This window comes from Streptomyces sp. NBC_00525, assembly GCF_036346595.1.
In the GTDB taxonomy this organism is placed as follows: domain Bacteria; phylum Actinomycetota; class Actinomycetes; order Streptomycetales; family Streptomycetaceae; genus Streptomyces.
Genome location: NZ_CP107834.1, coordinates 3,841,029 through 3,854,318, shown reverse-complemented (window position 1 = coordinate 3,854,318; position 13,290 = coordinate 3,841,029). Strand labels below are relative to the sequence as shown.

The following is a 13,290-nucleotide window of genomic DNA, read 5'->3' as shown; positions in this document are numbered from 1 at the left end:
AGAGTTCTCGGAACCTTGCTGCACGGTTGTCGATCGTACGTTCCCTTCCCGGCGGCCCCGACCGGCCCCTGGCGTTCACCGTGACGTCACCGAGCGTTGTCGAGTCCACAGCGCGGTGTTACCCCGGACGCGGAAGGCTCAGGGCCCATGACCGGACGGCGACGCCCCTCTTCCCCCACCCGCCCCTTCAGAACGCTCACCGGCGCGGTGGCGGCGGGGGCGCTGCTGCTGACCGGCTGTGGCGCGCTCCCCGGCGGACCGGGGGCATCCGGGAAGCCCGTCACGGTCATGACGTGGGCGCCGAGCGGCACCACGGGCCCGGACGCGGCGAACATGGCGGGGATGACCGCCATGGCCCAGGCGTACGGGCGCTGGGTCAACGAGTCCGGCGGCATCGACGGGCACAAGCTGCGCGTCGTCACCTGTGACGAACAGGACACCGCGACCGGGGCGGGCGACTGCGCCCGGCGGGCCGTCAAGGAGAAGGCGGTCGCGGTCCTCGGCTCGTACAGCCGGCACGGGCAGGCGTTCATGGCGCCGCTCCAGGTCGCCGGCATCCCGTACATCGGCGGCTACGGCGCCTCCGAGGAGGAGTACAGCAGCTACAGCTCCTATCCGCTGACCGGCGGCCAGCCCGCGCTGCTCGCCGGGACCGCCGTGCAGCTCGCCCGGGGCTGCGAGCGGGTCTCGCTGGTGCGGCCGGACACGCTGGCCGGCTGGAGCCAGGCGTGGCTGCTGACCACCGGTCTCGACGGCGCGGGGCGCCCGGAGCCGCTCGACATACCGGCGGCCGAGGACGCCACCTCGTACGGCCGGGAGGCGGAACGGGCCCTTTCCGTGGCCGGTACGGGCGGCGGCTGTGTGACGTCCGTGCTCGGGGACCGCACGGAGACGTTCTTCGACTCGTTCCGGCGGCTGGAGCCGGAGGGCACCCCGGTGCGGGTGGCCTCGGTGCTCGGCAGCGTCGACCAGCCGCTCATCGACCGCACCGGCGGCCGGAACAGCCCGTTCGAGGGGGCGTACGTCACGGGCTGGTACCCGCCGCCGGGCGACGCGCGGTGGGACGAGATGCGCCGGGTGATCCGCGAGCACGCCTTCGGCGACAACCGGATCGACCCGGACGACACGGGCGTGCAGACGACCTGGATCGCGTACACCGTGCTGCGGTCGCTCGTCGAGGCGATGCGGGAGCCCGACATCACCGCCGGGAAGGTCACCGCGGCGCTGCAGCAGGGCGACCGGGTGGACACCGGCGGCCTCACGCCCGCGCTGCGCTGGCACTACGAGGACATGATCGGCTCGAAGTCGTACCCCCGGATCGTCAACACCAAGGTGACGCTCCAGGTGGTGCGGAACGGGCGGCTGGTCGCCACGCGGAAGGGCTTCGTGGACGTCACCGAGACCCTGGTCGACGCCAGCGCCGGCCGCTGAGCCGACCGTCCGGGGCCGCCCGCGGCCCGCACCACCGGTGGGGGGTGGTGCGGGCCGCGCGGCGTACCGGGCGCCGTGGGCTCAGAGCTCGGTCGCCTGGTGCTTGGTGAGGCCGTACTTCTCCGCGATCTTGTTCCACTGCGCGGACGCCTGCCGCTTCGCCGCGCTGGCCTCGCCGCTCTTCGCGGTCGCCGCCCGCGTGTGCGAGGTCGCGCGGGCGTGGCCGTGCTTGCAGACCTTCTTGCTCTTGGCCTGCGCGGCCCAGGCGGCGTAGTGGTCGTCGGCCGACGCCGACGCCTGCCACGCCTTGGTCAGCGAGGCGCTCAGCTGCTCGTGGTTCGGCAGCTTGTCCAGGGACAGGCCCTGGAGCCGGGTGACCAGGTCGCGGCGCTGCTTGGCGGCGCCCTTGAGGTCGGAGACCGCCTTGTCCAGGTCGGTGCAGGTCTTGGTCTTCTCGACCGCTCCGACGACCGCCGCCCGGCTGTTGTTGCTGTCCGCGAGCAGCTTGTCCAGCGCCTCGGCCTGCGGCTTCGCCGGGTCGGCCGGGGGCTGCTCCTTCTCCTTCTCCGTCGGCTCACCGGCGGAGGGGGTGCTGGCCGACGCGACCGGCTCCTTGGCCTTGTCGTCCTCGTCGCCGCCGCTCATCAGCGCGCCCGCGCCGAGCCCGATGACCGCGCAGCCGACGACGACGGCCGCGATCAGGGGCACGGCGCCGGACTTCTTGCGCCGCCCGCCGCGGTCCTCGTCGTCGTCGTGCACCGGCCCGTGGTACGGGGGCGGGGGCGGCTGCTGCCGGAAGCCCTGCTGCGGGTGACCCGGCTGCTGGTGGCCCTGCTGCTGCGGGTGGCCCTGCTGCTGCGGGTGGCCCGGCTGCCGCGGGGCCTGCGGGGCCGGGTCGATCCGGGGCATCTGCTGCGTCGCGCCCTCGGGCACGTCGCTGCGGAAGAGGTTGTCGAACTCGGCGGGCGGCTGCCGCTCGCCGTACGGGGCGCCGCCGCCGGGCACGGGCGGAATGTACTGCGTCGCCTCGGCGTCCGGCCCGCCCGGCGGGAAACCGGGCTGCGGGGACTGCGGGGACTGCGGGGACTGCGGGGCGCGCCCGAGGAACTGGGTGGACTCCGCCGGGCTCTCGGGCGGCAGCCCGCCGGATATCGGCGCGATGAACTGCGTGGCGTCGGCGTCGCCGCCGGGCGCGGCGGGCCCGGCCTCGGGCGGCAGGGGCTGCGCGTACGGCTGGGGCTGCGCGGGCGGCAGCGGCTGCCCCTGCCCCTGGCCCTGGCCGTACGGGGAGGGCTGCTGCCCGCCGTAGCCCTGGTCGTACGCGGGGGGCTGCCGGCCGTACGACGGCTGTCCGCCCTGGCCGTAGGCGGGTCCGCCGTCGTACGGGGGCTGCGGGGGCTGACCCGGCTGGTACGACGGGGGCCGGCCGGCGTCGGGCTCGGGGCCCCACGGCTGACCGCCGTCCGAGGGCCGTACAGCAGGGGGCTGCTGCTCGTCGCCCTGTCCGCTCTGTGTCACCGGGACTCCTACACGTCAACTACGGAATCGTCGGCTCACGCTACCGGGTGGCAGCGGACGCTTGCCAAGCGCCCGTTGTCCTCCACCGGCCCGTGACACAGGTGTGACAAGGCGGCCGCTCTCAGGCCGCCTGGAGTTCCAGCCGGGCGCCGAACTCCCGTACCGCGGGCTCGTCCCCGTACGGCAGCAGACGCTGCTGGAGGTCCTCCAGATACTCCGCGCCCCGGCTGGAACGCACCGTGCCCAGCAGCTCCATCGCCCGCGTCCCCGTGTGGCAGGCCTGCTCCACCTCGCGCATCTGCACCTGGGCCGTGGCCAGGAGCGCGAGGCCGATGCCCCGACGGCGGGCGCGGGACTCCGGGTGGCCGTCCAGGGACTCCTTCGCCCGGCGCGCGGCGGCCTCCGCCTGCCCGAGGTCGCGGTGGCAGTGGGCCAGTTCGTCCGCGAGGTAGGCGTGGTCGAAGTGGGCGATCCAGTCCGGGTCGTCCCCGCTGTCCGGGTCGGCCCGGTCGAGGGCCGCCTCGGCCCACCCGGCCACCTCCAGGCAGGTCCGCGCGTCCCCGAGGAGCGCGTGGCCGCGCGCCTCCGCCGCGTAGAACATCGCCTCGGCGCGCGGGGTGACCCGGCCGCGGGCGCCCTCCTGGGCGGCGCGGGCGAGCTGGGCGATCTCGCGCGGATTGCCGAGCTGGGCGGCGAGATGGCTCATCGAGGCGGCCAGCACATAGCCGCCGTAGGCGCGGTCGCCGGCCGCCTGCGCCAGGCGCAGCGCCTGGATGTAGTAGCGCTGGGCGAGGCCGGGCTGACCGGTGTCGACGGCCATGTATCCCGCGAGTTCGGTGAGCCGCGCGACGGCGCCGAAGAGCTGACGGCCGGTCGATTCGCGGTAGGCACCCGAAAGCAGGCCGGAGACCACGCTGTTGAGGTAATGGACGAGGACCGGGCGCACATGGCCGCTGCCGAAGCGGTGGTCGAGGTCGACCAGCGCGGCGGTCGTGGCGCGCACCGCCTCGACGTCGGGCATGCCGACGCGGGAGCCGGCCGTGCGCTCGACCTGCGGGTCTGCGCCGGTGATGAGCCAGTCACGGCTGGGTTCCACGAGTGCCGAGGAGGCGACGGAGGAGCCGGTCAGGAAGTCGCGGCGGCCGACGTCGCTGCGCCACAGTTCGCAGACCTGCTCGATCGCCCCGATGACCGTGGGGGCGAACTGGAGGCCGACGCCGGAGGCGAGGTTCTTGCCGTTGGCCATGCCGATCTCGTCGATCGTGACCGTACGGCCGAGCTTGCGGCCCAGCGCCTCGGCGATGGTGCCGGGGGCCCGGCCGCGCGGCTGCTGGCCGCGCAGCCAGCGGGCGACGGACGTCTTGTCGTAGCGCAGGTCGAGGCCGCGTTCGGCCCCGACCATGTTGACGCGGCGGGCGAGGCCCGCGTTGGAGCATCCGGCTTCCTGGATGAGCGCCTGGAGCCGTTCGTTCGGCTGGCGTGCGACAAGTGGCCTGGCTGCCATGGTGTATCCCCCTGGGGCCGCGGTGATCGATGGCGGGATCACTGCCCGACATATGACTGAGAAATGCGCTGATTCATCGTGTTGGTCACTTTCCGCGCGACTCACCTCATTCGTCACGTGCGGTCACTAAAATGCCGCGACGCATCGCCCCCGCCCGGATGTCCCGTATCCAGCTACCCACCCGGAGGGCGGCCCTCTCCTGCGCGCCCCCGCCCATGCATCCGTGCGCCCCGCGTGCGGAACCGTGGGAGACCGGGCCGTAACTCTTCGTGAAGCCCGTAGTTGAGCCGGGCGTGGAAGAGCCCATCGGAGTCAAGGAAGCGGCGCAGGTCCCGCGCCAGCGCGCCGAATCGTTACTCGAAGCCGCCGTGCGGTACGCGGAGGAGCGGCACTGGGAGGTCTGCCCCGGCACCTGGCTGGAGCCGGCCGGCTCCGGCCGGCGGTGCTCGTGCGGCGACGACGGGTGCGCCGCGCCGGGCGGCCATCCCGTCGGGGACGACTGGGCGGGCGGGGCCACCGGCAGCGGCGCGGCGGCCCGCCGGATGTGGTCGCGGCAGCCGGACGCGGCCGTGCTGCTGCCGACCGGGCGCGCCTTCGACGCGGTGGACGTGCCGGAGTCGGCGGGCTTCCTGGCGCTCGCCCGGCTGGAGCGGATGAGCCTGCCGCTGGGCCCGGTCACCCGCACCCCGGACCGCCGGATGCAGTTCTTCGTGCTGCCGGGCGCCGCCGCCAAGACGGAGGACCTGGCGCGCCGGGCCGGCTGGAACGCGCCGGCGATCGGGCTGCGCGGGGTCGGCGAGGGCGCGTACGTGGTGGCGCCGCCCACCCGGATCGGCGGGGCGGGCGCGGTGCAGTGGGCCCGCTGCCCCACCACCGCCAACCGCTGGCTGCCCGAGGTGGAGGAGCTGATCGGCCCGCTGGCGTACGCCTGCGGCCGGGTGGCGGCGGACGCCCGCGACGGCCTTTCGTAGGCTGGTCCCCACGTACGTACGGGGCTGGCTTCGAAGGGCGTGTACATGGCGGACCGGGCAGCACACGGGGAGACGGGCCGGGACGTGGAGGCCGGCGCACCGCGGGCGACGCCGCCCGCGGTGCGCGTCGAGGGGTTGTGGAAGCGGTTCGGTGAGCAGACGGCGGTCGCCGGCATCGATCTGGTGCTGCCGGCGGGCCGGTTCGTCGGGCTCGTGGGGCCCAACGGGGCGGGGAAGACCACCACGTTGTCCATGGTCACCGGGCTGCTCCGGCCGGACGGGGGCAGCATCGAGATCGGTGGGCGCGATGTCTGGCGCGACCCGGTCGCGGTGAAGTCCCGGATCGGGGTGCTGCCGGAGGGGCTGCGGCTGTTCGAACGGCTCTCCGGCCGCGAACTCCTCGCGTACACCGGCCGGTTGCGCGGGCTGCCGGGGCAGGAGGTGGACAGCAGGGCCACCCAGCTGCTCGACGTGCTGGATCTGGCGGGCTCGCAGCACAAGCTCGTCATCGACTACTCGACCGGGATGCGGAAGAAGATCGGGCTGGCCGCCGCGCTGCTGCACAACCCCGAAGTCCTCTTCCTGGACGAGCCGTTCGAGGGCGTGGACCCGGTCTCGGCGCAGACCATCCGCAAGGTCCTGGAGCGCTATACGCGGTCCGGGGCGACCGTGGTGTTCTCCAGCCATGTGATGGAGCTGGTGGAGTCGCTGTGCGACTGGGTGGCCGTGATGGCCGCCGGCACCATCCGGGCGCAGGGCCCGCTGGCCGAGGTGCGCGGGGAGGCGCCGTCGTTGCAGAGCGCCTTCCTGGAGCTGGTGGGCGCGGGCGACCGCGACACCGGTGAGGGCCTTGACTGGCTGGGCGGCGCCCGATGAGCGTGCTCGACGCCCCGGCGGGCGGTTCGGCCGGTACCGGTGGAGCGGGGGGTTCCGGCGGGGCCTCGGCGCTGATTCCCGTCTTCGCGCGGCTCAAGCTGGCACTGCTGCGCAACGGGCTGCGCCAGTCCGCCGGGCGCCGGGCCGTCTACGTGGTGTCGGTCGTCACCGCGCTGCTGATCGCGGCGGGCCAGGTGTTCGGGCTGGTCCTGCTGCGCGGACACGCGCACGCCGAGGCGCTGGTGGTGCTGTTCGTCGCCGTGGTGGCGGTGGGCTGGGCGGTGATGCCGCTGTTCTTCGCGGCCGGGGACGAGACCCTGGACCCGACCCGGCTCGTCATGCTGCCGCTGCGGCCCCGGCCGCTGATCACCGCGCTGCTGGTGTCGTCGCTGATCGGGCTGGGCCCCCTGTTCACGCTGTGCCTGGCGGCCGGCGGGGTGGCGGCGCTGGCGGGCGGGGCGGGCGCGGTGGTCTGCGCGGTGCTCGCGGTGCCGCTGACGCTGCTGGTCTGCGTGGCGCTGGCGCGTACGGTCGCCGCCGCCAACACCCGGCTGCTCACCTCGCGCAAGGGCCGCGACCTGGCCGTCCTGAGCGGCCTGCTGATCGCGGTGGGCATCCAGGTCGTCAACTTCGGCATCCAGCGGCTCGGCCGGGCCGGCGGGCTGTCCGCGCTCGAACCGGCGGCGGACGTGGTGCGCTGGCTGCCGCCCGCTTCGGCCGTGGGCGCGGTGGGCTCCGCCGCCGAGGGGGCGTACGGGCGGGCCGCCGCCCAACTGCTGCTGGCGGCGGCGGCGCTGGTGGCGCTGCTGTGGCTGTGGCAGCGCACGCTGACCCGGCTGATGACCGCGCCGGACGGTTCCACGACCGCCGCCGCCGAGCCGGGCCGCGAGCGGACCGGCCGGACCGGGGCCGGGCTGTGGGCGCTGCTCCCGCAGGGCCGGACCGGCACGGTGATGCAGCGTTCGCTGCGCTATGTGGCGCGCGATCCGAAGACCAAGGCGGCCTGGGTGACCGCGCTGGCGGTCGGGCTGATCGTGCCGCTGATCAACGCCGTGCAGGGGCAGGGCTCGGTGTACTTCGCCTGCTTCGCGTCCGGGATGCTCGGCATCCAGATGTACAACCAGTTCGGCCAGGACACCTCGGCCTTCTGGATGGTGGCGCAGACGGTGTCCTCGACGCGGGACGCGTATCTGGAGCTGCGGGCACGGGCGCTGGCGCTGCTGCTGATCACGCTGCCGTACACGGTGCTGGTGGCGGTGGTGACGGCGGCGCTGCTCGCGGACTGGCCGGTGCTGCCGGGGGTGGTGGGGCTGTCGTTCGCGCTGCTCGGCGCGATGCTGGCGACGGGCGCGATGGCGTCGGTGAGCTTCCCGTACTCGGTGCCGCAGGAGGGCGCGTTCAAGAACGTGGCGCCGGGGCAGGCCGGGATCGCCTGGATCTCGATCCTGGGCGGGATGGTCTCGGCGGCGGTGCTGAGTGCGCCGGTGATCGCGCTGACCGTCACGCTGCACGTGACCGGGCGCACGGACTGGCTGTGGGTGCTGCTGCCGGTGGGCGGCGGGTACGGCGCGCTGATCGCCTGGGCCGGGCTGCGGCTGGCGGCCCCGCGCATGGCGGGCCGGCTGCCGGAGATCCTGTGGGCGGTCAGCAAGGGCTGACCGCCGGGCGGCAGGCTTTTACGGGGAAGCGGGAAGCGGCGGCGGGCCCGTTACGGGGCGACCGGTTCGCGGTCGTCCCGGCTGTCCTCCGCCGACTGCTCCAGGAACGGCTCGACCGCGGCGCGCCAGTCCTCCGGCCGGTCGAAGTGCACGAGGTGGCCGGCGTCGGCCACTTCCGCGTACTGCCCGCGCGGCAGCACCCGGACCATCTCCTGCGCCTCCGCCCGCCCCAGCTCGCCGTCGAGCCCGCGCAGCACGAGCGTCGGGCAGCGGACCTGGGCCAGCTCCTCCCAGTGCGCGTCGTACACCCAGGTGGCGCGGGACGCGAGCATCTGGCGGCGGGAGAACACCGGCCGCCAGCCGTCCGCCGCCTCCTCCATCACCGCGGCGTAGAAGGCGCCGCGCGACGGGTTGGGCTGCTCCACCCAGGGGTCCTCCTCGCCGAACCAGCGCCGGGCGGCCTCCCGTGACTCGAACGGGAGCGGCCAGGTCCGGAACCAGTCCTCCCACTCGCGCTGCGAGGCCGCGCCGAGCGCGGAAGCGCGCATGTCGCAGATGACCAGGGCGCGGACCAGGTCGGGGCGCTTGGCGGCGAGCTGCCAGGCGGTGAGCGCGCCCATGGAGTGACCGACGAGGGTGACCGGCCCGAGGTCCAGTTGTTCGATCACCGCTTCCGCGTCCGCCACGTAGGCGTCACGGGTGTAGGGGCCGTCGGCGGGCTTCCCGCTGTCGCCGTGGCCGCGCTGGTCGAGGCCGACCGTGCGATGGCGCTCGGCGAGCCAGGCGGCGGTGGACGCCCAGTGCGAGGCGCGGCCCATCAGGCCGTGCAGCAGTAAGACGGCGGGGGCCCGAGGGCCGTCCGCGCCCGTCTCGGGCGGCCCGGCGAACTCCCAGGCCGCGAGGCGTACGCCGTCCGTTCCGGTCACATCGATGCGCCGCGCCATAGCTGCTGGCACCCCCTTCTCTCCCTGGGTCACCGGTCGGTCATCTCGGCCAGACTATCGAACTCCTATTCGAACACCGGGGTACGGCGGGCAACACCGCTCGTACGAGTGACTGCTTCCCAGGATTGACGGCGGCAGCTGCGGGGAGATGTTCACCGGGAGGCGGGCCACTCGGGGATGAGGGCCCGCGGGACCGACCTCGAGAGCTCGGGGCTCCAGGTCGGACACAGGGGAGGACAGGCCCCGGTGCCTTGCGGCGCCGGGGCCGCCCGCATGTTCACGGACGACGGCCGCGCTCTCGTACGACGGGCGCATCGCACTCCCCTCCCCGGCCGGACGGACCGGCGGCCGACACGCACGGCTACCCTTCCGCCACAGCGTGGCACGTACGGCGGCGGAGCGCTGCGGTTCCGACCGGAAAAGGCGAAGACCGGACGTCCGCGGCCTCGACCGCCGACGCCCGGCCTTCGAAAAGATGTCCTGCCTCTTGTATGCCCTATCGCTTGGCGACGAAGACGTGCGAGGCGATCTCGGAGTCCAGCTCCGCCGCCTCGCCGCTGCTGCCGACGAGCACACCACCGGGCGACTGGGTCACGCTGACCACCGAACCGGGCTGCACGCCCGCCCGCCGCAGCGTGTACATCAGCTGGGCGTCCGTCTGGATCGGCTCCCCGATCCGGCGGACCACCACCGTTTTCCCGTCGCTGCCCGGGTCGAGCTCGGACAGGCTCACCATGCCCTCGTCCAGGAACGGATCGGCCCCGGCGTTCTCGCCCAGCTCCTCCAGCCCCGGAATCGGGTTCCCGTACGGCGACTCCGTCGGGTGGCGCAGCAGCTCCATCACCCGGCGTTCGACCGCCTCACTCATGACGTGCTCCCACCGGCACGCCTCGGCGTGGACCTGCTCCCACTCCAGGCCGATCACGTCCACCAGCAGGCACTCGGCCAGCCGGTGCTTGCGCATCACGCGGGTCGCCAGCCGGCGGCCCTCCTCCGTCAGCTCCAGGTGGCGGTCGCCCGCGACCTGGACCAGGCCGTCGCGCTCCATGCGCGCCACCGTCTGGCTCACGGTCGGACCGCTCTGGTCCAGCCGCTCCGCGATCCGGGCGCGCATGGGGACCACACCTTCCTCTTCGAGTTCGAGGATGGTGCGGAGATACATCTCCGTGGTGTCGATCAGTCCGGACATTCGTGCCCCTCGATGCAGTCGTGCGCTGGCCCTCAACCAATTCTGACTCATCGTGGCGAGAACCGTGCCTCGCCGGTCGCGCCGTGCACGCTGCGGTATTGACAGGTCACAGGTCCAGACCGCACCGTGATCGCGGTACGGACGCCCCCTGGACATCTCACCCTTGCCGGAAAGGCCCTCATCGATGAGCGAAAGCAAGCTGGCCGGTCAGTTCTTCGACGCGGCGATCGGCCTGCTGGGGCGAGTACGCGACGAGGAGGCCGGCAACATCGCGGCCGCCGGCGCCGCGATCGCCGACACCGTCGAGGCGGGCGGCAGGCTCTTCGCCTTCGGCGCCGGACACTCCTCGCTCCCCGCCCAGGACGTCGTCTACCGGGCGGGCGGCCTGGCCCTGATGAACCTGATGGTCGTGCCCGGCGCCCTCGGCGTGGACGTCATGCCGGCGACGCTCGGCTCGGCGCTGGAGCGGGTGGACGGCCTGGCGGGCGCGGTCCTCGACTCCAGCCCCGCGAAAGCCGGCGACGTCATCGTGATCATCTCGCTCTCCGGGCGCAACGCGCTGCCCGTCGAGATGGCGCTCAACGCGCGTGCGCTGGGCCTCAAGGTCATCGGCGTCACCTCGGTCGCGTACGCGGAGAACACCCGTTCCCGGCACAGCTCGGGCGGCTTCCTGCGCGACCACTGCGACATCGTCCTGGACAGCAAGATCGCCATCGGCGACGCGGAGTTGGAGGTGGACGGCATCGAGGCGCCGTTCGCCCCCGCGTCCACCGTGGTCACCAGCGCGATCATGCAGGGTGTGATGGCCGCCGCCGCCGAGAACCTGCTGGCCCGCGGCATCGAGCCGCCGCTGCTGCGCTCCGGCAACGTGGACGGCGGCCACGAGTGGAACGGCCGCGTGATGACCCAGTACGCGGACCGCATCTTCTACCGGCACTGAACCCATCCTCCGATAATTCGCTTGTACGGGCTCCAGCCGGTTCCTACGCTGGGGGTACACGCGAAAGGAGGTGATCCGAAAAGTGCAGTCTTATCGGATTCGTGAGGTGGCTGCGGGCTGACCGCCCGTCGTCGCACTTCGTGCACCTCGGCGGGCTGTCCGCCGAAACCCAAGCAGTCACCGACCCGCAGGCTCGCCGGTGAATCCGGCCGGCTCCCTCCGCGAGGGGGGACCCAGAGCCTGCGGGTTTCCGCGTGTACGGGGCCCGTCGCGACGGGCCCCGTACACGTACCGCGTCACGGGCAGAGCCGCTCCACCCGCCACCCGGTGTCGTCGCCGCCCTCGCGGACGTAACGCAGCCGGTCGTGGAGGCGGTTCTCGTGGCCCTGCCAGAACTCGATCGTGTCGGGGACGACGCGGAAGCCGCCCCAGTGCGGCGGGGCCGGGACCTTCTCGCCCTCCGGGTAGCGGGCCGACAACTCCTCGTAACGCCGGACCAGCTCGTCGCGGCCGGTGACCACCGCCGACTGGTCGCTGGCCCAGGCTCCGAGCTGGGAGCCGTGCGGGCGGGTACGGAAGTAGGCGACGGTCTCCTCGCGCGCGACGCGCGACGCGGTGCCGGTGACGATGACCTGGCGGGCCAGCGGGTGCCAGGGGAAGAGCAGCGAGACATACGGGTTGGCGGCCAGTTCGCGGCCCTTGCGGGAGCCGTAGTTGGTGAAGAAGACGAAGCCGCGCGCGTCGTACATCTTCAGCAGGACCGTACGGGAGGAGGGGCGGCCGTCCGGGGTCGCCGTGGACACCACCATGGCGTTCGGCTCGTGGAGCGTGCCGCCGGCGGCGACCTGACGGAACCAGAGCGCGAACTGGTCCATGGGATCGGGCGCGAGCGAGTCCTCGATGAAGCTCTCGGATCGGTATTGCTCGCGCATCGCGGCCGGATCGGTGGTGGAATCGAAGGAGGAGTCTGGGGTGGGCACGGTGCCATCCTGCCGCAGTGGCCGGACGGGCAGGAGGCCCGCCCGGCGCAACCGTCGATCCGAGGGAGCCGCCTGATGTCCGACTTCGTACCCGGACTCGAAGGAGTCGTCGCGTTCGAGACGGAAATCGCCGAGCCCGACAAGGAGGGCGGCTCGCTCCGGTACCGGGGCGTCGACATCGAGGAGCTGGTCGGTCACGTCTCGTTCGGCAATGTGTGGGGGCTGCTGGTGGACGGGGCGTTCGAGCCCGGTCTGCCGCCGGCCGAGCCGTTCCCGATCCCGGTGCACTCCGGTGACGTCCGCGTCGACGTGCAGGCCGCGCTGGCGATGCTCGCCCCGGTGTGGGGGCTGAAACCGCTGCTGGACATCGACGCGGCGACCGCCCGCGAGAACCTGGCGCGGGCCGCCGTGATGGCCCTGTCGTACGTGGCGCAGTCGGCGCGCGGGCAGGGGGTGCCGATGGTTCCGCAGCGCGAGATCGACCGGGCGGAGTCCGTCGTGGAGCGGTTCATGATCCGCTGGCGCGGCGAGCCGGACCCCCGGCATGTGAAGGCCGTGGACGCGTACTGGACGTCGGCCGCCGAGCACGGCATGAACGCCTCGACGTTCACCGCCCGCGTCATCGCCTCGACCGGCGCCGACGTGGCCGCCGCGCTGTCCGGCGCGGTGGGCGCGATGTCGGGCCCGCTGCACGGCGGCGCCCCGTCCCGCGTCCTCGGCATGATCGAGGAGATCGAGCGGACCGGCGACGCCGCGGCGTACGTGCGGCGGACCCTGGACCGGGGCGAGCGGCTGATGGGCTTCGGCCACCGCGTCTACCGCGCCGAGGACCCGCGCGCCCGGGTGCTGCGGCGCACCGCCGAGGAGCTGGGCGCCCCCCGCTACGAGGTGGCGCGGGCGCTGGAGGTGGCCGCCCTGGAGGAGCTGCACGCGCGCCGCCCGGACCGGGTCCTGGCGACGAACGTCGAGTTCTGGGCGGCGATCATGCTGGACTTCGCCGAGGTCCCGGCGCACATGTTCACGTCGATGTTCACCTGCGCCCGGACGGCGGGCTGGTCCGCGCACATCCTGGAGCAGAAGCGGACGGGCCGCCTGGTGCGCCCGTCGGCGCGGTACGTGGGCCCGGCCGCGCGCGGCCCGCGGGAGATCGACGGGTACGGGGAGCTGCCGGACAGGCCCTGAGCGGGCCCGCCCCCGCGCAGGGCCTCGCGGCCTCGCGGGGGCGGGTGCGCGGCTGCCACAATCCTGTCCGACCGTGTCCGGACAGCAGAGGGGGAGC

The 13,290-nt window shown here is 73.6% G+C and carries 11 protein-coding genes; 6 read left to right on the top strand and 5 right to left on the bottom strand.

The genetic code is table 11. The features are described 5' to 3' along the window. Positions 1-147 precede the first annotated feature (147 nt). Positions 148-1,431, top strand: coding sequence for an ABC transporter substrate-binding protein (locus tag OG710_RS17190; protein ID WP_330240131.1), 1,284 nt, complete (start codon positions 148-150; stop codon positions 1,429-1,431). An 81-nt stretch (positions 1,432-1,512) separates the two neighbouring features. Here OG710_RS17190 and OG710_RS17185 read toward each other — a convergent pair whose 3' ends face one another. Next, a complete protein-coding gene (locus OG710_RS17185) occupies positions 1,513-2,949 on the bottom strand; it encodes a hypothetical protein (protein ID WP_330240130.1) in 1,437 nt (478 codons plus the stop codon). 121 nt (positions 2,950-3,070) lie between these two features. Next, positions 3,071-4,453 (bottom strand): transcriptional regulator, encoded by a 1,383-nt coding sequence (locus OG710_RS17180; RefSeq protein ID WP_330240129.1) that lies wholly within the window; start codon positions 4,451-4,453, stop codon positions 3,071-3,073. 293 nt (positions 4,454-4,746) lie between these two features. Between OG710_RS17180 and OG710_RS17175 the strand changes: the two genes are divergently transcribed. The 3 genes from OG710_RS17175 to OG710_RS17165 are packed head-to-tail and all read left to right on the top strand — an operon-like array spanning position 4,747 to position 7,958. After that, positions 4,747-5,424, top strand: a complete 678-nt coding sequence (locus OG710_RS17175) for a bifunctional DNA primase/polymerase (protein WP_330240128.1) — start codon at positions 4,747-4,749, stop codon at positions 5,422-5,424. A 45-nt stretch (positions 5,425-5,469) separates the two neighbouring features. Continuing rightward, positions 5,470-6,300 carry an ABC transporter ATP-binding protein gene (locus OG710_RS17170; protein WP_330240127.1) on the top strand — a complete coding sequence of 277 codons (831 nt, stop codon included), beginning with the start codon at positions 5,470-5,472 and terminating at the stop codon, positions 6,298-6,300. Then, positions 6,297-7,958, top strand: a complete 1,662-nt coding sequence (locus tag OG710_RS17165; protein WP_330240126.1) for a transporter — start codon at positions 6,297-6,299, stop codon at positions 7,956-7,958. The genes OG710_RS17170 and OG710_RS17165 overlap by 4 nt, the downstream gene beginning before the upstream one ends. 50 nt (positions 7,959-8,008) lie before the next feature. Here the strand turns inward: OG710_RS17165 and OG710_RS17160 are convergent, their stop codons facing one another. Continuing rightward, the gene (locus tag OG710_RS17160) at positions 8,009-8,902 is read right to left on the bottom strand and encodes an alpha/beta fold hydrolase (protein WP_330240125.1); all 894 of its coding nucleotides are present in this window, start codon (positions 8,900-8,902) and stop codon (positions 8,009-8,011) included. 496 nt (positions 8,903-9,398) lie between these two features. Beyond that, positions 9,399-10,091 (bottom strand): metal-dependent transcriptional regulator, encoded by a 693-nt coding sequence (locus OG710_RS17155; RefSeq protein WP_330240124.1) that lies wholly within the window; start codon positions 10,089-10,091, stop codon positions 9,399-9,401. Positions 10,092-10,275: 184 nt separating this feature from the next. On the opposite strand from OG710_RS17155, the gene OG710_RS17150 reads away from it, so the two are divergent. Further along, positions 10,276-11,031, top strand: a complete 756-nt coding sequence (locus OG710_RS17150) for an SIS domain-containing protein (RefSeq protein ID WP_330240123.1) — start codon at positions 10,276-10,278, stop codon at positions 11,029-11,031. A gap of 296 nt (positions 11,032-11,327) precedes the next feature. On the opposite strand, the gene pdxH is transcribed toward OG710_RS17150, so the two are convergent. Continuing rightward, complete coding sequence (pdxH, locus tag OG710_RS17145; RefSeq protein WP_330242271.1) at positions 11,328-11,963, bottom strand: pyridoxamine 5'-phosphate oxidase; 636 nt, start codon at positions 11,961-11,963, stop codon at positions 11,328-11,330. Between the two features lie 123 nt (positions 11,964-12,086). On the opposite strand from pdxH, the gene OG710_RS17140 reads away from it, so the two are divergent. Further along, entirely contained in the window at positions 12,087-13,193 is a 1,107-nt protein-coding gene (locus tag OG710_RS17140; RefSeq protein WP_330240122.1) for a citrate synthase 2, read from the top strand. The last annotated feature ends 97 nt before the right edge of the window (positions 13,194-13,290 follow it).

What these genes read in the sequence shown, in the direction of transcription:
- OG710_RS17190 (WP_330240131.1), top strand. Translation starts at nt 148, where the DNA reads ATGACCGGACGGCGACGCCCCTCTTCCCCCACCCGCCCCTTCAGAACG.
- pdxH (WP_330242271.1), bottom strand. Translation starts at nt 11,963, where the DNA reads ATGCGCGAGCAATACCGATCCGAGAGCTTCATCGAGGACTCGCTCGCG.
- OG710_RS17140 (WP_330240122.1), top strand. Translation starts at nt 12,087, where the DNA reads ATGTCCGACTTCGTACCCGGACTCGAAGGAGTCGTCGCGTTCGAGACG.
- OG710_RS17150 (WP_330240123.1), top strand. Translation starts at nt 10,276, where the DNA reads ATGAGCGAAAGCAAGCTGGCCGGTCAGTTCTTCGACGCGGCGATCGGC.
- OG710_RS17160 (WP_330240125.1), bottom strand. Translation starts at nt 8,902, where the DNA reads ATGGCGCGGCGCATCGATGTGACCGGAACGGACGGCGTACGCCTCGCG.
- OG710_RS17165 (WP_330240126.1), top strand. Translation starts at nt 6,297, where the DNA reads ATGAGCGTGCTCGACGCCCCGGCGGGCGGTTCGGCCGGTACCGGTGGA.
- OG710_RS17180 (WP_330240129.1), bottom strand. Translation starts at nt 4,453, where the DNA reads ATGGCAGCCAGGCCACTTGTCGCACGCCAGCCGAACGAACGGCTCCAG.
- OG710_RS17170 (WP_330240127.1), top strand. Translation starts at nt 5,470, where the DNA reads ATGGCGGACCGGGCAGCACACGGGGAGACGGGCCGGGACGTGGAGGCC.
- OG710_RS17155 (WP_330240124.1), bottom strand. Translation starts at nt 10,091, where the DNA reads ATGTCCGGACTGATCGACACCACGGAGATGTATCTCCGCACCATCCTC.